This is a genomic window from Rathayibacter rubneri, from assembly GCF_023743255.1.
GTDB classification, from domain to species: Bacteria; Actinomycetota; Actinomycetes; order Actinomycetales; family Microbacteriaceae; genus Rathayibacter; species Rathayibacter rubneri.
In genome coordinates this window covers 16,349-35,378 of record NZ_JAMRYM010000015.1, presented here as the reverse complement: position 1 = coordinate 35,378, position 19,030 = coordinate 16,349, and the positions used below count along the sequence as shown (strand labels likewise).

Here is a 19,030-nt window from a genome sequence, read left to right as displayed (position 1 = left end):
GGCCGCCGCTCGAGCAGAAGACGCGCCACCACGACGGCTGCGGGCGAACGCGGGTCTCGATACGCCGCTCCGCGGCTGCTCGACCAGCAGGGCGGCGGACGACCGGCCGGTCTCGACGAGGCGAACGCGCGAATCGCGTGCCAGCGATTCGCGCTAGCCGCACGCACCCCGCTCCCGGGAACGCACCACGTCGGAAAGCCGACCGCGGCGCCCTCGCCGAGGGCGAGGGCGCGAATCGACTCAGTCCTGTGCGGCGATCAGTGCGGTGTCGGTCGTGGCGCGGGCGGCGGGGTGCCCGGTGCCGCGGCGTCCGCTGCTCTTCGTGCGGATCTCGACCCACTTCGCGAGGCCGGAGAGGGCGAGGCAGATGCCGATGTAGATCGCGCCGATCACGATGGCCGCGGGGATGATCGGGCTGTCCAGGCTCGGCTGGTTGCCGAGGTACTTCGCGTAGTAGAGCAGTTCGTTGTAGGTGATGATCGAGCCGAGCGCGGTGTCCTTCAGCGCGACGACGAGCTGGGCGATGATGACCGGGAGCATCGATCGGATCGCCTGCGGGAACAGGATCAGGCGCATGACGCCCGCCTTGCGGAGGCCGATCGCGTAGCCCGCCTCCTTCTGGCCCCGGGGCAGCGCCTCGATGCCGGCGCGGAAGATCTCGGAGAAGACGGAGCCGTTGTAGAGCGTCAGCGCGATGACGACGGCGAGGTAGGGGCTGAGCTTGAGCCCCGCGAACGGGAGTCCGTAGTACATCAGCATCATCAGGATGAGGACGGGGATCGCACGGAACAGCTCGATGAAGAGCGTGACCGGGACGTTGATCCAGCGGCGGTCCGAGAGGCGGCCGACGGCGAGGACGAGTCCGAGCACGATGCTCGCGACCCCGGCGGTCGCGAAGGCGGCGAGGGTCTGGCCCAGCGCCGCTCCGATGCTCTGCCAGACGAGCGGGTACTGGAAGGCGCGCCACTTCTCGGCCGAGAACTGGCCGGACTCGGCGAACCGCCAGAGGACGAAGGCGAGGAAGGCGGCGATCAGCAGGATCACGACGGCCCCGATCGCGCGGTTGCGCGCCCTGGCGCGGGGGCCCGGGTTGTCGAAGAGGACGGAGCTCATCGGGCGACCCTCCACTTCTTCTCGAGCTGACGTTGGACGAGCGAGAGGCCGGTGACGAGAACGACGAACACGAGGGCGACCCACAGCACCACGATCAGGCTGTTCTCGCCGCGCTCGTTGAGCTCGCGCACGATCGTGCCGGCCTCGGCGACGGAGAAGCCCGCAGCGACGGTCGTGTTCTTCAGCAGTGCGATGAGGACGCTCATCAACGGGGGGATCACCGAGCGGAAGGCCTGCGGGAGGACGACCTGCGTCATGGTGAGGCCGAAGTCGAGCCCGACGGCGCGGGCCGCCTCGGCCTGGCCGATCGGCACGGTGTTGATGCCCGAGCGCAGCACCTCGGCGACGTAGGTCGCCGTGTAGAGGCTCAGGGCGCAGATCGCGAGCGTCGTGTAGTCGAGATCGGGGAGGTCGAGCTTCGGGTAGCCGAAGGCGAAGAAGAACATCAGGAGCGTGAGCGGGGTGTTCCTGACGGTGTTCACGTAGACGGTGCCGACCGCGCGGGCGATCGGGACGGGCGAGACGCGCATGGCGCCGACCACGGTGCCGATGAGGAGGGCGAACACGAGCGAGACGGCGAAGAGCAACAGCGTGTTGCCGAACGCCGGGACGAACACGTCGAGGTTGTTCAGGAGAACATCCATGCGGCGAGCCCTTTCATCGGGAGGTGGGAGGGAGGAGCGGGAGTCCCGGACGGCGCGGAGAGCACCGCCCGGGACCGCCTGCTAGTACGCGTCGACCGCGGGCTGCTCGACCTCGGTGCCGGACTCGCCGAGGGTCTCGTCGTAGATCGCGCTCCAGGTGTCACCGCCCTCGGTGAACATGTCGTTGATGAAGCCGCGCAGCGCGGTGTCGTCCTTGGCCAGGCCGACTCCGTACAGCTCGGTGCTGAAGGGCTCGCCGACGACCTTGAGCTCGTCGGGGCTCTGCGCCGCGTAGCCGATCAGGATCGCGCCGTCGGTGGTGACCGCGTCGACCTGTCCGTCGTTGAGGGCGTCGACGCACTGCGAGTACGTGTCGAACTCCTCGGTCTTCACCTCGGGGTAGTTGGTGCGGATGTTCTGGATCGGGGTGGACCCGGTCGCCGAGCACACGGTGGTGTCGGCGGTGAGGTCGTCCGGACCCTCGATCGTGTCGTTGTCCGCGGCGACCAGCAGCTGCTGGCCCGTCTCGAAGTAGGGTCCGGCGAAGCCGACCTGCTCCTTGCGCTTGTCCGTGATCGAGTAGGTGCCGACGTAGTAGTCGATGTCGCCGTTCACGATCGACGCCTCGCGGTTGGCCGACGGGATCGCGGTGTACTCGATCTGGTCCTCGGAGAAGCCGAGCGAGGCGGCGATCCACTTGGCGATCTCGATGTCGAAGCCCGAGCGCTCGCCGGTCGCGGCGTCGAGGTAGCCGAGTCCGGGCTGGTCCTCCTTGACGCCGATGGTGACCGTGTCGTCCGAGGTCATGGCGTCGAAGGTGGGGCTGCCCTCGAGGGTGACGTCGGTCGCGACCTCGTAGGCCGCTCCGCTTCCCTCGGAGCCGGCTCCGGCGTCGCCGGTTCCGGAGTCGCCGCCGGAGCAGCCGGCGAGAGCGAGGGTCGCTGCTGCGATCCCGGCGGTCATGAACATGAGTTTGGTGCGCATGGTCGTCCTTCCTGGGGTGTGGCCCGCCGGAGCGGGCGATGTCCGATCTCTCCCCGTGATGGTGGGGATCGATCCGTCGGATGGATGCTGTGCGGGGCCGTGCGTCCTGCGTGCTGTGCGGACGCGCACCCTCGCACCTCCTGGTGCGGGAGGAGTCAGTGGGTGATGAGCTTCGAGAGGAAGTCCTTGGCGCGGTCGGTGCGCGGCGCGGTGAAGAACGACTCCGGATCGGTGTCCTCGAGGATCTCGCCGTCGGCCATGAAGACGACCCGGTCGGCGGCCTTCCGCGCGAAGCCCATCTCGTGGGTGACGACGATCATGGTCATGCCGTCCTTGGCGAGGCCGACCATCACGTCGAGCACCTCGTTGATCATCTCGGGGTCCAGAGCCGAGGTCGGCTCGTCGAAGAGCATGACCTTGGGCTTCATCGCCAGCGCCCGGGCGATGGCGACGCGCTGCTGCTGCCCGCCCGAGAGCTGAGCCGGGGTCTTGCCCGCCTGGTGGCCGACGCCGACCCGGTCGAGCAGCGCCTGGGCCTCGGCCTCGGCGGCCTTGCGCGAGAGCTTGCGGACCTTGATCGGGCCCAGCGTGACGTTCTCGAGGATCGTCTTGTGCGCGAAGAGGTTGAAGGACTGGAACACCATGCCGACGTCGGCGCGGAGCGCGGCGAGCCCCTTGCCCTCCTCCGGCAGCTTCTGCCCGTCGATCGAGATCGTCCCGCCCGAGATGGTCTCGAGTCGGTTGATCGTGCGGCAGAGGGTCGACTTGCCGGAGCCGGACGGCCCGAGGACCACGACGACCTCACCGCGGTGCACGGAGAGGTCGATGTCCTTCAGGGCCTGGAACTCCCCGTAGTGCTTCTGCACGCCGTCCAGGACGACGAGGGGTGCTCCGACGGGAGCGGACGAGCGATCGTCCTGCACAGCTGCTTCCATTCGGCCAGAGAATCACACGCGAATGGGTCGGTCAAATCATGAGCGTTTTCGTAATCAGAGGTTAATAGGCCCCCTGCGGGTGCGCTCCGACCCGAGGCGGTCGTCGCCCGCTCTCAGGAACGGAGCGCGAAGGCGCTCTCGTACAGGCAGACGGACGCGGCCGTCGCGAGGTTGAGCGACTCCGCCGCGCCGTAGATCGGCACCGCGACGACACCGTCGACGAGCTCGAGCGAGGCGTCCTCGAGACCGCGCGCCTCGTTGCCGAACACCCAGACGGTCGGCTGGGCGAGATCGCCGCGGGCCCGCACCTCGAGCAGGTCCTCCCCCTTCACATCGGCCGCGACCGAGCGCAGGCCGACGGCCCGCAGGCGCTGGAGGACGTCCGCGAGCTCGGCGTCGACGGCGACGGGGAGGTGGAAGAGGGATCCGGTCGTCGAGCGGACGACCTTGGGGTTGTACAGGTCGACGGAGCGGCCGGTCAGGACGACGGCGTCGGCACCCGCGGCGTCGGCCGCCCGGACGATGGTGCCGAGGTTGCCGGGGTCGCGCACCTCCTCGAGGACCGCGACGAGTCGCGGCTCGGAGGCGACGACGTCCTTGAGCGACACGGGGAACTGACGGCAGACGGACACGAAGCCCTGCGGAGTGACCGTGTCGGCCATCGCGTCCAGCACGTCCTCGGTCACGTACTCGATCTCGACGTCCGCCTCCTCGGCGGCTGCGACGATCTCGGGGTGGCGCTCCAGAGCCGTCGGAGTCGCGAACGACTCGACGAGCAGCTCGGGGCGGTAGCGCAGCGCCTCCGCGATGGCCTGCGGACCCTCGAGGAGGAAGAGACCCGTCTCCTGCCGCGCGGGACGCCGGGTCAGCTTCGCCACGGAGCGGACGCGAGGGGAACGGGGATTGTCGAGCATGCGGCGAGCCTATCGGCGGCGCCGTCGGCCGCCCCGGCGACACGTCGCCCTCCCCGAAGCCGCCGCGGGGAACGACGGAGGGGGCCCCGACCAGTGGTCGGGACCCCCTCCGGGAGCGTCCGTGCGGACTACGCGGCGGCCTTGGGCGCCGACGTGTCGGCGGGCAGCGCGTTCTTCGCGGTCGCCACGAGGGCGGCGAAGGTCGCGGGCTCGGTGATCGCGAGGTCCGCGAGGATGCGGCGGTCGACCTGGACGCCGGCCAGGGCGAGGCCCTGGATGAAGCGGTTGTAGGTCAGGCCGTTCGCACGCGAGGCGGCGTTGATGCGCTGGATCCAGAGGCGGCGGAACTCGCCCTTCTTCGCGCGGCGGTCGCGGTACGAGTAGACGAGGGAGTGGGTGACCTGCTCCTTGGCCTTCCGGTACAGGCGCGAACGCTGGCCGCGGTAGCCCGACGCGCGCTCGAGGATGACGCGACGCTTCTTGTGGGCGTTGACCGCCCTCTTGACTCTTGCCATTTCTTTTTCTTCCTATCGATCCGGGTCGGTGCAGTAGCGGACCACGCGGCGCAGCGGACTGCGCGGCAGTGGGCTACAGACCGAGAAGCTTCTTGGCGACCTTGGCGTCCTGCGGGGCGAGGACCTGGTCCTGGTTCAGACGGCGGGTGCGGACGCTGGACTTGGACTCCAGGTTGTGGCGCATACCGGCCTGCTGCTTCATGACCTTGCCGGAGCCGGTCACCTTGAAGCGCTTCTTGGCACCCGAGTGGGTCTTCATCTTGGGCATGTTCTCTCCTTGTCACGTCGCACCCGCATCAGCGGGGCGAAACCGGTGCCCCGCGAGCAGGGCGTCCACCGGCCCCGAGACCGGGGCGGCGAAGTATCAGACGGATTCGGCCTCGGCCGATTCCTCAGGGGTGTTTGCCTCGCGGCGAGCCGCGCGAACCGCGTTGGCCTCGGCCTTGGCCTCGGACTTGTTCTTCAGGGGGCCGATGACCATCACCATGTTGCGACCGTCGATGGTCGGGGTGGACTCGACCTGGCCGAACTCGGACACGTCCTCCGCGAAGCGCTGCAGGAGTCGGACGCCCATCTCGGGGCGGGACTGCTCGCGACCGCGGAACAGGATCATGGCCTTGACCTTGTCGCCGGCCTTGAGGAAGCCCTCGGCGCGCTTGCGCTTGGTCTCGTAGTCGTGCTTGTCGATCTTCAGGCGGAAACGGACCTCCTTGAGGATCGTGTTCGCCTGGTTGCGACGGGCTTCCTTGAGCTTCTGGGCCTGCTCGTACTTGAACTTCCCGTAGTCCATGATCTTGGCGACGGGAGGCTTGGAGTTGGGAGCAACCTCGACCAGATCCAGGTCTGCGTCCTGCGCGAGTCGCAGGGCGACCTCGATTTTCACGACGCCGACCTGTTCTCCGGCGGGACCCACGAGGCGGACCTCGGGGACGCGGATTCGGTCGTTGGTACGGGGATCGCTGATTGCGTTTCTCCTCTGATCTCGGTGAGTAGCTGCTCTGCTGCCGGATTCTGATCCGGCGCATCCCGAGAGAGGAGATTCCTGACGTGCTCGTGCACGTGCTCGCACCCTGCGACCCGGCCTCCGAGGTTTCGCTCGGGTGCCGCAGCCCTGCCCTCGTTGCCGAGGGCGGAGTGCTTCAGACCCGGTAACCTAGTGAAGCGGTCAAGCGCGGGTGGGAGAATCTCCACTTTCGAACCGAGGACATGCCTCGGAGCCCGCATCACCTTAGCAGAATCCCGGCCCGGGCGACAGAGCGGATGCGCTCGCCGCTCGGGGCCCCTCCGCGAGGCCCCGGCACGGGCCCGATCCACCGAACGAAGGACCCATGGCCCAGTACGACGACGACTACGTCCGCCGCTTCGGCGACGCCGACGACTCCTCCGACGTGGAGGCCGCCCGCGACATCGCGGAGGTCCCCGCTGTGGAGATCATCACGACCGCCGCCGTGCACCTGATGAGCGCTGCCGCCGTCAAGTGCGGCCTCGCCGACGAGCCGGACGCCCAGGTCGACCTCGACGAGGCGCGCAAGCTGATCAACGCGCTGGCGGGGCTCGTGACCGCCGGAGCTCCCGACATCAGCGACATGCACGCCCGGAGCCTGCGCGACGGACTGCGCACGCTCCAGCTCGCGTTCCGCGAGGCGTCCCCCCTCCCCGATCCGATCGGCAAGGGCCCGGGCGAGAAGTGGACCGGCCCGGTCACCTGACTCAGCGGGCGGGAGCCAGCTGCACCGAGAGGGAGTCGACCCGCGAGGCGACGATCTCGTCGGCGGACCACCGCTCCCCCAGCCGCGCCACGAGGGCGCCGAGCGCCTCGCGGTCGAGCCCGGGGACGAGGGCGAGCACCACGACGATCTCCGGTCCCTGGAGCCGCTGACGCGGGTCTCCGGCCCGGACATCGACCGACACGACGGTCGACTCGCCCCGGGCCGCCGCCCGGAGAGCGGCGAGCACCTCGGGATCCTCGGCGCTCGAGCGCCACGGTGCGCCCTCGGCGATCGCCCAGACCGCGGGTCGGCGCACGGCGAACTCGTGGTCCGAGACGGCGTCGAGCACCAGGACCTCCGTCGACTCCGCCACCGCGGCCAATGCCGCTCGACGGCCGTCGACGGGCACCGGGCGCGCGGAGGCGTCCCAGCGCCGCATGGTCTCGACACTGCTGAAGACCGGGAGGACGCTGCGTCCGTCGGGCCCGGCGACCGTGACGATCGACAGCTCCTGCGTCTTGTCGGTCCGCAGGCCGTCGACCTCGTCGCCCTCCTCGCCGAGGTGCGCGACGAGCGGGATCAGCAGCCGGGACTCCCGCAGGGCGTCGACCACGGCCTCCGGACCGCGCGAGTCGGCGCCGAAGTCGGCGAGAGCGCGCGAGAGGAGCTCCGGCGCTCGGCCGTCGTCCTCGCCCCCCGCGCTGGGCGCGAAGTGCCGGCCGGCCCACGGGGTGCCGGCGGAGTCCGTCACATGCGAGGGGAGCGGGCGTCCGTCACTCGGACGCGACATCCAGCGCCTCCGCGAGCGTGAACGCTCCGGCGTAGAGGGCCTTGCCGACGATCGCGCCCTCGAGGCCCTGCGGGACGAGGTCGCGCAGTGCGGCGATGTCGTCGAGGTTCGAGATGCCGCCGGAGGCGATGACCGGGCGGCGGGTGCGCGCCATGACCTGCTCGAGCAGTTCGAGGTTCGGCCCCTTCAGCGTTCCGTCCTTCGTCACATCGGTGACGACGTAGCGGGTGCAGCCGGCCTCCTCGAGGCGGTCGAGGACCTGCCAGAGGTCGCCGCCCTCCTTCGTCCAGCCGCGGGCGGCGAGCGTGGTGCCGCGCACGTCGAGTCCGACGGCGATCTGGTCGCCGTACTGCGCGATGACGCTCGCGGCCCACTCGGGGTTCTCGAGAGCGGCGGTGCCGAGGTTGATGCGCTTCGCACCGGCGCTCAGCGCGGACTCGAGGCTGCGGTCGTCGCGGATCCCGCCCGAGAGCTCGACGTTGACGCCCTTCACCTGGCGGATCACCTTCTTCATGATCCCGTGGTTGTCGCCGCGGCCGAAGGCGGCGTCGAGGTCGACGAGGTGGATCCACTCCGCGCCCTGGTCGGCCCAGTCGCCGGCCGCGTCGATCGGGTCACCGTAGTTGGTCTCGGTCCCCGCCTCGCCCTGCGTCAGGCGGACGGCCTTGCCGCCGGCCACGTCGATCGCGGGGAGAAGGACAAGGCCCGGGGCCTTGGTGAACTCGCTCATCGTCATCCTCAGTCTCGGGAGCCCTGGTGCAGAGGCGGCGCTCACCGGGAGCGGCGCCGACCACCGGCCGATCCTAGTTCGTGCGGAGCCCGCCCAGCCAATTGGAGAGCAGCCGCAGGCCCGCCGCGCCCGACTTCTCGGGGTGGAACTGGGTCGCCGAGAGAGGACCGTTCTCGACCGCCGCGATGAAGGGCCCGCCGTGATCGGACCAGGTGACCGCGGGAGCCGGGAACGGAGGGATGACGTCGAGCGACCACTCCCGCGCACCGTACGAGTGGACGAAGTAGAAGCGCTCGTCGGCGATGCCGTCGAAGAGGACGGAGCCGGCGGGCGCCTGCACGGTGTTCCAACCCATGTGCGGGACCACCTCGGCGGGGAGGAGGTCGACCGTGCCGGGCCATTCGCCCAGCCCCTCGCTCTCGACACCGCGCTCGACGCCGCGCTCGAAGAGCACCTGCATGCCGACGCAGATCCCGAGGACCGGGCGGCCTCCCGAGAGCCGCTTGTCGATGATCTCGCCGCCGCGGGCCTTCGTCAGCGCGTCCATGACCGCGCTGAAGGCGCCGACCCCGGGTACGAGCAGGCCGTCGGCCTCCAGCGCCTTCCGGCGGTCGGAGGTGAGCTCGACATCGGCGCCGGCGAGCTCGAGCGCCTTGACCGCCGAGTGGACGTTGCCGGATCCGTAGTCGTAGACGACGACGGACGGGCGGCCGCTCACAGGGCGCCCTTCGTCGAGGGGACCCCCGCGACGAGCGGGTCGAACGCCTTCGCCTGGCGGAAGGCACGGGCGAACGCCTTGAACTCCGCCTCGGCGATGTGGTGCGGATCGCGGCCGCCGAGCACCGTCACGTGCACGGTGAGACCCGCGTTGAAGGCGATGGCCTCGAACACGTGGCGGACCATGGAGCCGGTGAAGTGGCCGCCGATGAGGTGCAGGGCGAAGCCCTCCGGCTCGCCGCTGTGGACCAGGTAGGGGCGTCCGGAGATGTCGACGACGGCCTGCACGAGGGCCTCGTCGAGGGGGACGAGGGCGTCGCCGAACCGCGAGATGCCGCTCTTGTCGCCCAGCGCCTGCCGGATCGCGGTGCCGAGCACGATGCCGATGTCCTCGGCCGTGTGGTGGATGTCGATCTCGACGTCGCCCGTCGCGCGCACCCGGAGGTCGGTCAGCGAGTGCTTCGCGAAGGCGGTGAGCAGGTGGTCGAAGAAGGGCACGCCGGTCTCGAGATCCGCGACGCCGGTGCCGTCGAGGTCGATCGAGAGCTCGATGCTCGACTCGCTGGTGGCACGACTGAGGGAGGCGGTGCGCCCGGATGCGGCGCTCGGGGAGGTCATGGCAACCAGTCTATTCGCCGCCCCGCGCCCCTCCGCGGGCCGGAGCTACTCGTGCGCGAGCGCCGTCGCCGGGTCGGCGTCGGGTGCCGGCAGCGAGCGGAGCGCCTCGAGGAACGCCGTCGTCTCCTCCTCGGTGCCCGCGCTCACCCGCAGGTGCCCGGCGATCCCGACGTCGCGGATCAGGACGCCGCGCGCCAGGAGCGCCTCGAAGGTCGCCGTGGGGTCGGCGACCCCGCCGAAGAGGACGAAGTTGCTGCCCGTCGCGTGGGGCGTGTAGCCGAGCTCGCGGAGTCCGAGGACCATCCGATCTCGTTGCTCGATGATGTCGCCGACCATCGCGAGCATCTCGTCGGCGTGCGCGAGGGCGGCAGTGGCGGCCGCCTGAGTGAGGGCGGAGAGGTGGTACGGGAGGCGCACGAGCCGCAGTGCGTCGACGACCGCGGGGTCGGCGGCGAGGTAGCCGAGGCGCACACCGGCGAAGGCGAAGGCCTTGCTCATCGTGCGCGAGACGAGGAGCCGGGGCCGTCCGGGAAGCAGGCTGAGGGCGGTGTCGGCGTCCCTGCCGCCGAACTCGGCGTACGCCTCGTCGACGACGACGATCCCGGGGGTCGCGTCGTAGACGGCCTCGATGGTCGCCAGCGGAAGCGGCGTGCCCGTCGGGTTGTTCGGCGCGCAGAGGAAGACGATGTCCGGCTGCGCACGGCGGACCTGCTCCGCGGCGTGGTCGGCTCCGACCTCGAAGTCGTCCTGCCGGGGCGCGGGGATCCACTCGGTGCCGCTGCCGGAGGCGAGGATCGAGTACATCGAGTAGGTCGGCGCGAAGCCGAGGAGCGAGCGTCCGGGTCCGCCGAAGGCCTGCAGGACGTGCTGCAGCACCTCGTTGGAGCCGTTCGCCGCCCAGAGGTTGTCGGCGGTCAGTCCGTGACCGAGGTAGCCGGCGAGCGAGTCCCGCAGCTCCCGGAACTCGCGGTCGGGATACCTGTTGACGGTCCGCAGGGCGACGGACACCCGCTCGACGATGTCGGCGATGACGTCGTCGGGAACGGGGTGCGTGTTCTCGTTGACGTTGAGGGCGACGGGGACGATCTTCTGCGGGGCGCCGTAGGGCAGCTTGCCGCGGAGATCGTCACGGAGAGGAAGGTCGTCGAGAGTCGTCACCAGGGAATGGTAGCGGCGCCCATCGAGACGGGAGGGTCCGCCGTGGAGTCGCCCCGACGCTCCGCTCAGCGGACCAGCTCGTACGCGCCGGGAACGGCGAGGCGCTGACCGGGCTCGAGGCCGGCGCTCGGGAGCTGGTTGAGCGAGACGATGTCGGAGACGACGTCGCGCGGGTCGCTGTCGGGCGCGATCTCCTCGGCGAGGGACCAGAGCGACTCCCCCGCGCGGACCGTCACGTACTGGAACTCGACGTCGGAGGTCTCGCCCGAGGCGACCGCTCCTCCGCCGTTGAGCCCGAACGCGAAGGCGCCGGCGATGAGCGGGAGCGCTCCGAGGACGGAGAGGGCGGCACGGCCGCGGCGGGTGATCCGGAGTCGCGTGCGCACGACGGCGGGACGCTGCGTTTCGGCACCGTCGAGGACGGCGCTGCGGTGCTGGTGGGTGTGCTGATCGATCATGGGGATCGCTCCTTTCAGCAGGGATTCGGGGCGGACCTCGGCCGGGAGGCCGCCCCGAACCTCTGTTCCGAATATATCTTCGAAGAAAGCGGGAGGCAAGAGCCTGTCGCGTCGTATCCGTTGCCGAGAACGCGCGACACACTCGAACGAATGTTTCGAACGGGAACCCTTGCCGGATACAGTTTCGAGAGCCCGCTGGTAGTACAGCAGCGACCACCGACATCGGCGGTCGACCGGAACCCGGGCGGGCGCGCACGCGGGGTGCGCGCCGAGAGAGGATCACGTGAGCGACGCGCAGACCGCCAAGGCCAAGCAGGGCACCGGACGCCGCCGGAAGAACCTGAGCGCGAAGCAGCTCGCGATCCTCGACGCGATCCAGCGCTCGGTCTCGAGCCGGGGCTACCCGCCGAGCATGCGCGAGATCGGCGACGCGGTCGGCCTCGCCTCGCTCTCGAGCGTCACGCACCAGCTGAACCAGCTCGAGCTCAGCGGCTACCTCCGCCGCGATCCGAACCGCCCGCGCGCTCTCGAGATCCTCATCGACGTGCCGAGCTCGACCGAGGACGACGGCTCGTTCGAGTCGAGTGTGACGGTCGGCGACGCCGCGATGGTGCCGCTGGTCGGGCGGATCGCCGCCGGAGTCCCCATCACGGCGGATCAGCAGATCGACGAGGTGTTCCCCCTCCCCCGCCAGCTGGTGGGCAAGGGCGAGCTGTTCATGCTCAAGGTCGTGGGCGAGTCGATGATCGACGCCGCGATCTGCGACGGCGACTGGGTCGTCGTCCGGTCGCAGCGCACTGCCGAGAACGGCGAGATCGTCGCGGCGATGCTCGACGGGGAGGCCACGGTGAAGGTGCTGCGCCAGCGGGACGGCCACACCTGGCTGCTCCCCCGCAACTCGAACTTCGAGCCGATCCTCGGCGACGAGGCCGAGGTGCTCGGCAAGATCGTCGCGGTCCTGCGCTCCGTCTGAGCGCCGACGGCGAAGGGGGCGGACGGCTGCGCGCCGTCCGCCCCCTTCGTCGTTCCGAGCCCCGCTAGACGACCGCCTCCGCCAGCGCGAGGCGCGCCTCGGCCGCCGCCGCGACCAGGGAGCGCAGTGATGCGACCGTCTCGTCGTATCCGCGCGTCTTGAGGCCGCAGTCCGGGTTGATCCAGACCTGCCGCGCGGGGATGGAGCCGAGCGCGGTTCCGACGAGGTCCGAGACCTCCTCGACGCCCGGCACCCGCGGGGAGTGGATGTCGTAGACGCCCGGGCCGATGCCCCGGGCGAAGCCCGAGCGCTCGATGTCGACGACGACCTCCATCCGGGAGCGCGCAGCCTCGATGCTCGTCACATCGGCGTCGAGCCGGTCGATCGCGTCGATGACCACGCCGAACTCGGAGTAGCAGAGGTGCGTGTGGATCTGCGTTGCGGCACGGGCTCCTGCCGTCGCGAGCCGGAAGGCCCCGACGGACCACTCGAGGTACTCCGGCTGATCCGCCTTCTCGAGCGGCAGGAGCTCGCGGAGGGCGGGCTCGTCGACCTGGACGATGCGGATGCCCGCGGCCTCGAGATCGGCGATCTCGTCGCGCAGGCTCAGCGCCACCTGCACGGCCGTGTCCGCCAGCGGCTGGTCGTCGCGGACGAAGGACCACGCCAGGATCGTCACCGGACCGGTGAGCATGCCCTTGACCGGCCGCTCGGTGAGCGACTGGGTGAAGCTCGACCACTCGACGGTGATGGGTGCGGGGCGCGAGACGTCACCCCACAGCAGCGACGGACGCGTGCAGCGGCTCCCGTAGGACTGGACCCAGCCGTTGCGCGTCACGGCGAACCCGTCGAGGTTCTCGGCGAAGTACTGCACCATGTCGTTGCGCTCGGGCTCCCCGTGCACCAGCACGTCGAGGCCGATCTCCTCCTGCAGCGTCACCACCTGCCGGATCTCGTCGCGCATGCGCTCGACGTACTGCTCGTGCGAGAGCTCGCCGCGGGTCAGCGCGGCCCGCGCCGTGCGGATCCCCCGGGTCTGGGGGAAGGAGCCGATCGTCGTGGTGGGGAGCACCGGGAGACCGAGCGACTCCTCCTGCGCCGCCACGCGCTCCTCGTAGGGGACGCGGCGGTGGTCGTCGGCGGTGAGTCGTGCCGCGCGCTGCCGCACGGCGCCGTCGCGCACTCCGGGAGCGGAGCGGCGGTCCTCGAGCGCCGCGGTCGCCTCGCGGAGCGGCCGCTCGACGGCCGCCGCACCCGCGAGGAGCCCCTCGGCGAGGACGGCGATCTGCCCGACCTTCTGATCGGCGAACGCGAGCCAGGACGCCAGGCGCGGGTCCAGATCCGGCTCGTCCGTGACATCGTGCGGGACGTGCAGGAGGGACGTGGAGCTGGACACCGCGAGGCCGCCCGCGAGCGGTCGCAGCCCCTCGGCCGTCTCGAGGGCCGCCGCGAGGTCGCCCCGCCACACGTTGTGCCCGTCGACGACGCCGGCGACCAGCACCGTGCTCTCGAGCCCCGGGGTCGGTGCCGGCGCCGATCCCTTGACGAGGTCGATGCCGATGGCCTCGACGGCCGACGCGGCGAGCACCGGCAGGGCGTCGCGGAGATCGCCGTAGGGAGCCGCGACGAACAGTGCCGGGCGCTCGACCGCACCGCCGAGGACGCGGTACGCCTCCCGGACCGCAGCGAGCACCTCCGCTCTCCGCGCCTCGACCGACTCGGACACCAGCGCGGGCTCGTCGAGCTGCACCCAGTCGGCGCCCGCCGCGCGCAGCCGCGCCAGGAGCTCGACGTAGACCGGGAGGAGATCCGCCAGCCGGGAGAGGGGCGAGAACCCGGCAGGGGCCTCGTCCGTGGGCTTCGCGAGCAGGAGGTAGGTCACCGGTCCCACGAGCACGGGGCGGGTCGTGAAGCCGGCGTCCCGAGCCTCTTCAATTTCTCGCGCCCGGCGGTCGTCCGAGGGCGAGAACGACGTCTCGGGGCCGATCTCCGGCACGAGGTAGTGGTAGTTGGAGTCGAACCACTTGGTCATCTCGAGCGGAGCGCGCTCCCCGTCCCCGCGCGCCAGGGTGAAGTAGCCGGCGAGATCCAGCGGGCCGTCGGCGACGAGATCGGCGAAGCGCTGGGGGATCGCGCCGACGGCGACCGTGGTGTCGAGCACCTGGTCGTAGAAGGAGTGCGCCTCCGGGATCGAGGAGTCGGTGCGGCCCAGCCCCAGAGCGGCGAGGCGCTCGCGCGTCGCCGCGCGCAGGCCCGCGGCCTCGCGCTCGAGCTCGTCGGCCGACGCGGCACCACTCCAGAACGCCTCGACGGCCTTCTTGAGCTCGCGTCTGCGGCCGATCCTCGGGTAGCCCAGGATCGTTCCGGTCGGGAAGTCGGGTGCGGTCGTCGTCATGATGCTCTCTCCGTGATGAGGGTCGTGGTCGGGGCGGGAGTGGCGGCCAGGAGGCCGCTCTCGGCGAGGACGGCGAGGACCGCCTCGTGCCGGTTGAAGGCGTACAGGTGGACGGCGGGCGCTCCGGACTCGACGAGCGTGCGGACGAGACCCGCCGCGTGCTCGACTCCGATCCGAGCGCGCGCCTCGTCGTCGGGCTCGACGTCGAGCGCGATCGCGAGCTCGGCGGGCAGGTCCTCCCCGCTGAGCTCGAGCATCCGGCGGAGGCGGCCGGGGCTGGTGACCGGCATCACCCCCGGGATGATCGGCATGCGCACGCCGGCGGCTCGCGCCCGCTCGACGAAGCGCACGTAGTCGGCGGGGTGGAAGAAGAGCTGCGTGATCGCGAACGACGCCCCCGCCGCCTCCTTCGCGAGGAGCGCGTCGATGTCCTGCGACGACGACCGCGAGCGAGGGTGCCCGTTGGGGAACGCCGCGACCGCCACCTGGGCGCGCGGGCGCGACGCCGGATCCACTCGCAGCGCCGACGACCCCGGGACGGCGACCGCCCCGTAGGGCTCGCGCTCGGCCTGCACGCGGTGGATGAGCTGCACCAGCTCGGCCGCGCTGCCCAGCTCGCCGAGGAACGTCTCGCCGTCCGCGGTGCCCGCCGGAGGATCGCCGCGCAGAGCCAGGAAGCGGGTGACTCCCGCCTCGAGGAACTCGTGCACGAGCCGACTCGCCTCCGCGGCCGTCGACCCGACGCAGGTCAGGTGGGCGAGGGCCTCGACGGAGGTGTGCCGCCGGATGTGGCGGAGGAGCTCGAGGGAGGCGCGGCGCGACGAGCCGCCCGCCCCGTAGGTGACCGAGATGAAGGAGGGGCGGGCCTCGGCGAGGCGGTCGACGGTGCGCACGAGGGCCGCGGTCGCCGCATCGGTGCGAGGCGGGTAGACCTCGAAGGAGAAGGGGACCGGAGTCGGACAGTGCGTGTCCGGAGAGGTCTCCGAGCGGGTCGACGGCACAGCAGGCCCTCCGTTCCACAGTGTGTGATCGGTGGGGCGGGTGCCGGGCTCGGCTGTCGCTCCAGGCGCCGGGTGGCGCTCCGGGGTCCACAGTAGGAACGCCTCCGCTGCGCCGTCGAGGCGCGTGACGCGGTGTGACCGGGCGTGACGGAGTGTGTCGGAGGGCGTTGTGCGCGGCGGTCGGGCGTGCCCGGGACGACGGAGCGCCCGCGCCCCCTCGTCGGGGAGCGCGGGCGCTCGGGTGGTGCTGCTACGCCTCGACGGCCGCCGCCGGAGCGGCGAACTCGGCCAGCGGGCCGGCCAGGTCCTGGTGGACCAGCGCCTGCACGCGCGTGCCGCCGTCGACGTACGCGGTCGCGAGGATGCGGCCGTTGCGGTGCAGCTGCGAGATCACGTCGCCGCGGTCGTAGGGCACGAGCAGATCGAGCTCGACGTTCGGCTCGGGCAGGATCTCGGCGATCCGGGAGCGCAGCTCGTCGATGCCCTCGCCCGTCCTCGCCGAGACGAAGACCGCGTCCGGAGCGAGGCCGCGGAGGACGAGCCGAGCGCCCTCGTCGACGAGGTCGGACTTGTTGAAGGCGATGATCTCGGGGATGCTGCGGGCACCCACCTCGCCGATCACGTCGCGGACCGTCGCGATCTGCCCCGCGGGGTCGGGATGCGAGGCGTCGACGACGTGGACGATGATGTCGGAGTCGGCGACCTCCTCGAGCGTCGAGCGGAACGCCTCGACCAGCTGGTGCGGCAGCGCCCGCACGAAGCCGACGGTGTCGGCGAACGTGTAGAGGCGGCCGTCGGCCGTCTGAGCCTTCCGGACCGTGGCGTCCAGCGTCGCGAACAGCGAGTTCTCGACCAGGACGCCCGCGTGGGTCATCCGGTTGAGCAGGCTCGACTTGCCGGCGTTGGTGTAGCCGGCGATCGCGACCGACGGGACGGCGTTGCGCTTGCGGTTCGCGCGCTTGGCCTCGCGGGCGGGCTTCATCGCGGTGATCTGCTTGCGCAGTCGCGCCATGCGGGTGTGGATGCGACGGCGGTCGAGCTCGATCTTCGTCTCGCCCGGTCCGCGCGAGCCCATGCCGGCTCCCGCGCCCACCTGGCCACCGGCCTGGCGGGACATCGACTCTCCCCATCCGCGCAGTCGCGGCAGGAGGTACTCGAGCTGGGCGAGCTCGACCTGGGCCTTGCCCTCCCTGCTCTTGGCGTGCTGGCTGAAGATGTCGAGGATCACCGCCGTGCGGTCGATCACCTTCACCTTCACCACGTCCTCCAGCGCACGGCGCTGGCTCGGGGCGAGCTCGGTGTCGGCCACCACGGTGTCCGCGCCGAGCGCGGCGACGACACCGGCGAGCTCCTGGGCCTTGCCCTTGCCGAGATAGGTGCTCGGGTCGGGGTGCGGACGGCGCTGCAGCAGTCCGTCGAGAACGGTCGCCCCCGCCGTCTCGGCGAGAGCGGCGAGCTCGTGCAGCGAGTTCTCGGCGTCCTCGAGCGAGCCCTGCGAGTACACGCCGATCAGCACCACGTTCTCGAGGCGCAGCTGGCGGTACTCGACCTCCGTGACGTCCTCGAGCTCGGTCGAGAGGCCGGCGACGCGGCGCAGGGCCTGCCGGTCCTCGCGGTCGAACTGCTCGCCGTCCGAGTCCTCGCCGCCGTGCCCCGACGTCTGCAGCGCCTGGGCGCCGCCCGAGACGAAGCGCGAGTATCCCGCCGACCGCGACTGCGCGTTCGCCAGGACCCTCGAGACGACGTCCACGGCCTCGGTCGTGCCGGTCTCGTTCAGGTCTTCCGTCATCCGGATAACACTAACTCCTCAGGTCTTGATAGGTTCACTTCTCATGGTCGCCGAGCACTACTTCACGAGTACGCCCGACGGTGACCTCCGGCCCCGCAGGATCACGGCCCGTCTGGCGGGCCGCGACCTCGAGCTGACCACCGCCGGAGGCGTGTTCAGCCCCGGCCACGTGGATCTCGGAACCCGCGTCCTGCTGGACGCGGTCCCCGAGCCTCCCGCGAGCGGGGACCTGCTGGACCTCGGCTGCGGCTGGGGTCCGATCGCCCTCGCGCTCGCCCTCGGCGCTCCGGCCGCCCGGGTGTGGGCGGTGGACGTCAATCAGCGGGCGCTCGAGCTGGTCCGTCGCAACTGCGAGGAACTCGGCGTCACCAATGTCAACGCCGTCCTGCCGGAGGATGTTCCCGCGGACGTGCGGTTCGACGCCATCTGGTCGAACCCGCCGATCCGCATCGGCAAGGAGGAGCTGCACGCGCTGCTCGAGCGCTGGCTCCCCCGGCTGGCTCCCGGAGCCGACGGCTGGCTGGTCGTGCAGCGGAACCTCGGGTCCGACTCCCTGCAGAAGTGGCTCGTCGAGGCCTTCGACGAGCGGCTCGAGGTCGAGCGGGTCGCGAGCGCCAAGGGCTTCCGCGTCCTGCGGACCACCCGCTCGGCCTGACTCCCGCCTCGGCCTGACTCCCGCCTCAGCCTGACTCCCGCCTCAGTCGATGCGGATCGTGCCGGTGTAGACGAGATCGGCCGGACCGGACAGGCCCACGTGCTCGCCCTCCTCGGTGGCGAACATCGTGACTCCCAGCGTGCCGCCCGGGACGTCGACCCGCCACGACTGCGGCGCGCGGGCTCCCGCCCAGTAGCGCACCGCGAGGGCGGCCGCCGCGGCACCGGTGCCGCAGCTGAGGGTCTCGCCGCTGCCGCGCTCGTGGACGCGCATGCGGATGCGGCCGATCCCGTCGTGGATCAGCGGCTCCCCCGGCACGACGAACTCGATGTTCGCCCCGTCCACGGGCTCCGGCTCGACCTGGGGGATGTAGGTCAGGTCGGCGGAGTCGAGCTCCTCGTCGTTGCTGAGCGCGACGACGACGTGCGGGTTGCCGAGGTCGATGCCGAGACCCGGACGGGCGACCTTGAGCTCCTTGGCGCGCACCAGCGGCTCGCCGCCCGCCAGCTCCCAGCGGCCCAGGTCGACCTGGAAACCGGAGCCGCTGCGCGTGAGGTCGCGCACACCGGCGCGGGTGCCGATCGGGAGGGTGTCGCCCGGCTCGAGCTCGGCGAGCCCGCCCGCCAGGAGGAACGCCGCGTAGACGCGGACGCCGTTGCCGCACATCTCGGCGATCGACCCGTCGGCGTTGCGGTAGTCCATGAACCACTCGGCCTCCGGCTCCTCCGCGAGCGAGGCCGCGCCCTCGGCGATCGCCCTCGATCGCACGGCGCGGATGATGCCGTCGGCTCCGACGCCGAAGTGCCGGTCGCAGATCATCGCGATCTGCGCGGGCGTGAGGTCCACCTCACCGTCGGGGTCGCTGAAGAGCACGAAGTCGTTCCCGGTGCCCTGGCCCTTGGTGAAGTGCAGCTCGATCGTCATGGCGGACA

21 protein-coding genes are annotated in these 19,030 nt (G+C 71.1%); 3 read left to right on the top strand and 18 right to left on the bottom strand.

The annotated features are described in order from the left end of the window. Positions 1-240 precede the first annotated feature (240 nt). The 8 genes from NB037_RS05970 to infC all read right to left on the bottom strand — a co-directional run bounded on the left by NB037_RS05970 (position 241) and on the right by infC (position 6,069). Positions 241-1,113 (bottom strand): amino acid ABC transporter permease, encoded by an 873-nt coding sequence (locus NB037_RS05970; protein ID WP_207405854.1) that lies wholly within the window; start codon positions 1,111-1,113, stop codon positions 241-243. Continuing rightward, on the bottom strand, positions 1,110-1,757 hold the full coding sequence (locus NB037_RS05965) for an amino acid ABC transporter permease (protein ID WP_207405853.1): 648 nt from the start codon (positions 1,755-1,757) through the stop codon (positions 1,110-1,112). Before NB037_RS05965 ends, NB037_RS05970 begins: the two co-directional genes overlap by 4 nt. Positions 1,758-1,838: 81 nt before the next feature. Further along, positions 1,839-2,741, bottom strand: coding sequence for a glutamate ABC transporter substrate-binding protein (locus NB037_RS05960; protein WP_251944371.1), 903 nt, complete (start codon positions 2,739-2,741; stop codon positions 1,839-1,841). 155 nt (positions 2,742-2,896) lie between these two features. After that, the gene (locus NB037_RS05955; RefSeq protein WP_242683249.1) at positions 2,897-3,616 is read right to left on the bottom strand and encodes an amino acid ABC transporter ATP-binding protein; all 720 of its coding nucleotides are present in this window, start codon (positions 3,614-3,616) and stop codon (positions 2,897-2,899) included. 173 nt (positions 3,617-3,789) lie between these two features. Next, positions 3,790-4,590, bottom strand: coding sequence for a TrmH family RNA methyltransferase (locus tag NB037_RS05950; protein ID WP_207405849.1), 801 nt, complete (start codon positions 4,588-4,590; stop codon positions 3,790-3,792). A 128-nt stretch (positions 4,591-4,718) separates the two neighbouring features. Beyond that, a complete protein-coding gene (rplT, locus tag NB037_RS05945) occupies positions 4,719-5,105 on the bottom strand; it encodes a 50S ribosomal protein L20 (protein ID WP_055793292.1) in 387 nt (128 codons plus the stop codon). Positions 5,106-5,178: 73 nt separating this feature from the next. Next, positions 5,179-5,373, bottom strand: coding sequence for a 50S ribosomal protein L35 (gene rpmI / locus NB037_RS05940; RefSeq protein WP_055793295.1), 195 nt, complete (start codon positions 5,371-5,373; stop codon positions 5,179-5,181). Positions 5,374-5,469: 96 nt separating this feature from the next. Beyond that, entirely contained in the window at positions 5,470-6,069 is a 600-nt protein-coding gene (gene infC, locus NB037_RS05935; RefSeq protein ID WP_077222490.1) for a translation initiation factor IF-3, read from the bottom strand. A gap of 364 nt (positions 6,070-6,433) precedes the next feature. On the opposite strand from infC, the gene NB037_RS05930 reads away from it, so the two are divergent. Beyond that, the gene (locus NB037_RS05930; protein ID WP_251944369.1) at positions 6,434-6,814 is read left to right on the top strand and encodes a DUF1844 domain-containing protein; all 381 of its coding nucleotides are present in this window, start codon (positions 6,434-6,436) and stop codon (positions 6,812-6,814) included. Position 6,815: 1 nt separating this feature from the next. Here NB037_RS05930 and NB037_RS05925 read toward each other — a convergent pair whose 3' ends face one another. From NB037_RS05925 to NB037_RS05900, 6 genes are all read right to left on the bottom strand, one after another. Then, positions 6,816-7,565, bottom strand: coding sequence for an SseB family protein (locus NB037_RS05925; protein WP_251944367.1), 750 nt, complete (start codon positions 7,563-7,565; stop codon positions 6,816-6,818). A 22-nt stretch (positions 7,566-7,587) separates the two neighbouring features. Beyond that, positions 7,588-8,334, bottom strand: a complete 747-nt coding sequence (priA, locus tag NB037_RS05920) for a bifunctional 1-(5-phosphoribosyl)-5-((5-phosphoribosylamino)methylideneamino)imidazole-4-carboxamide isomerase/phosphoribosylanthranilate isomerase PriA (RefSeq protein WP_055793876.1) — start codon at positions 8,332-8,334, stop codon at positions 7,588-7,590. A gap of 73 nt (positions 8,335-8,407) precedes the next feature. Continuing rightward, positions 8,408-9,052: an imidazole glycerol phosphate synthase subunit HisH gene (hisH, locus tag NB037_RS05915; protein ID WP_251944366.1), complete on the bottom strand. Its 645-nt coding sequence runs from the start codon at positions 9,050-9,052 to the stop codon at positions 8,408-8,410. Beyond that, positions 9,049-9,669 carry an imidazoleglycerol-phosphate dehydratase HisB gene (gene hisB, locus NB037_RS05910; RefSeq protein WP_251944365.1) on the bottom strand — a complete coding sequence of 207 codons (621 nt, stop codon included), beginning with the start codon at positions 9,667-9,669 and terminating at the stop codon, positions 9,049-9,051. The genes hisH and hisB overlap by 4 nt, the downstream gene beginning before the upstream one ends. Before the next feature lie 45 nt (positions 9,670-9,714). Then, entirely contained in the window at positions 9,715-10,830 is a 1,116-nt protein-coding gene (locus NB037_RS05905; protein ID WP_251944389.1) for a histidinol-phosphate transaminase, read from the bottom strand. 62 nt (positions 10,831-10,892) lie between these two features. Continuing rightward, entirely contained in the window at positions 10,893-11,285 is a 393-nt protein-coding gene (locus NB037_RS05900) for a LysM peptidoglycan-binding domain-containing protein (protein WP_251944364.1), read from the bottom strand. A gap of 283 nt (positions 11,286-11,568) precedes the next feature. Between NB037_RS05900 and lexA the strand changes: the two genes are divergently transcribed. Continuing rightward, on the top strand, positions 11,569-12,258 hold the full coding sequence (gene lexA / locus NB037_RS05895; RefSeq protein WP_207405835.1) for a transcriptional repressor LexA: 690 nt from the start codon (positions 11,569-11,571) through the stop codon (positions 12,256-12,258). Between the two features lie 64 nt (positions 12,259-12,322). Here lexA and metE read toward each other — a convergent pair whose 3' ends face one another. The 3 genes from metE to hflX all read right to left on the bottom strand — a co-directional run bounded on the left by metE (position 12,323) and on the right by hflX (position 17,443). Next, on the bottom strand, positions 12,323-14,653 hold the full coding sequence (gene metE, locus NB037_RS05890; protein ID WP_251944363.1) for a 5-methyltetrahydropteroyltriglutamate--homocysteine S-methyltransferase: 2,331 nt from the start codon (positions 14,651-14,653) through the stop codon (positions 12,323-12,325). Beyond that, positions 14,650-15,546, bottom strand: a complete 897-nt coding sequence (locus NB037_RS05885) for a methylenetetrahydrofolate reductase (protein WP_251944362.1) — start codon at positions 15,544-15,546, stop codon at positions 14,650-14,652. Before NB037_RS05885 ends, metE begins: the two co-directional genes overlap by 4 nt. Positions 15,547-15,904: 358 nt before the next feature. Continuing rightward, positions 15,905-17,443: a GTPase HflX gene (hflX, locus tag NB037_RS05880; protein WP_251944361.1), complete on the bottom strand. Its 1,539-nt coding sequence runs from the start codon at positions 17,441-17,443 to the stop codon at positions 15,905-15,907. A 43-nt stretch (positions 17,444-17,486) separates the two neighbouring features. On the opposite strand from hflX, the gene NB037_RS05875 reads away from it, so the two are divergent. Next, positions 17,487-18,098: a class I SAM-dependent methyltransferase gene (locus NB037_RS05875; RefSeq protein WP_251944360.1), complete on the top strand. Its 612-nt coding sequence runs from the start codon at positions 17,487-17,489 to the stop codon at positions 18,096-18,098. A gap of 42 nt (positions 18,099-18,140) precedes the next feature. Here NB037_RS05875 and dapF read toward each other — a convergent pair whose 3' ends face one another. Continuing rightward, a complete protein-coding gene (dapF, locus tag NB037_RS05870; protein WP_251944359.1) occupies positions 18,141-19,022 on the bottom strand; it encodes a diaminopimelate epimerase in 882 nt (293 codons plus the stop codon). Between the last annotated feature and the right edge of the window lie 8 nt (positions 19,023-19,030).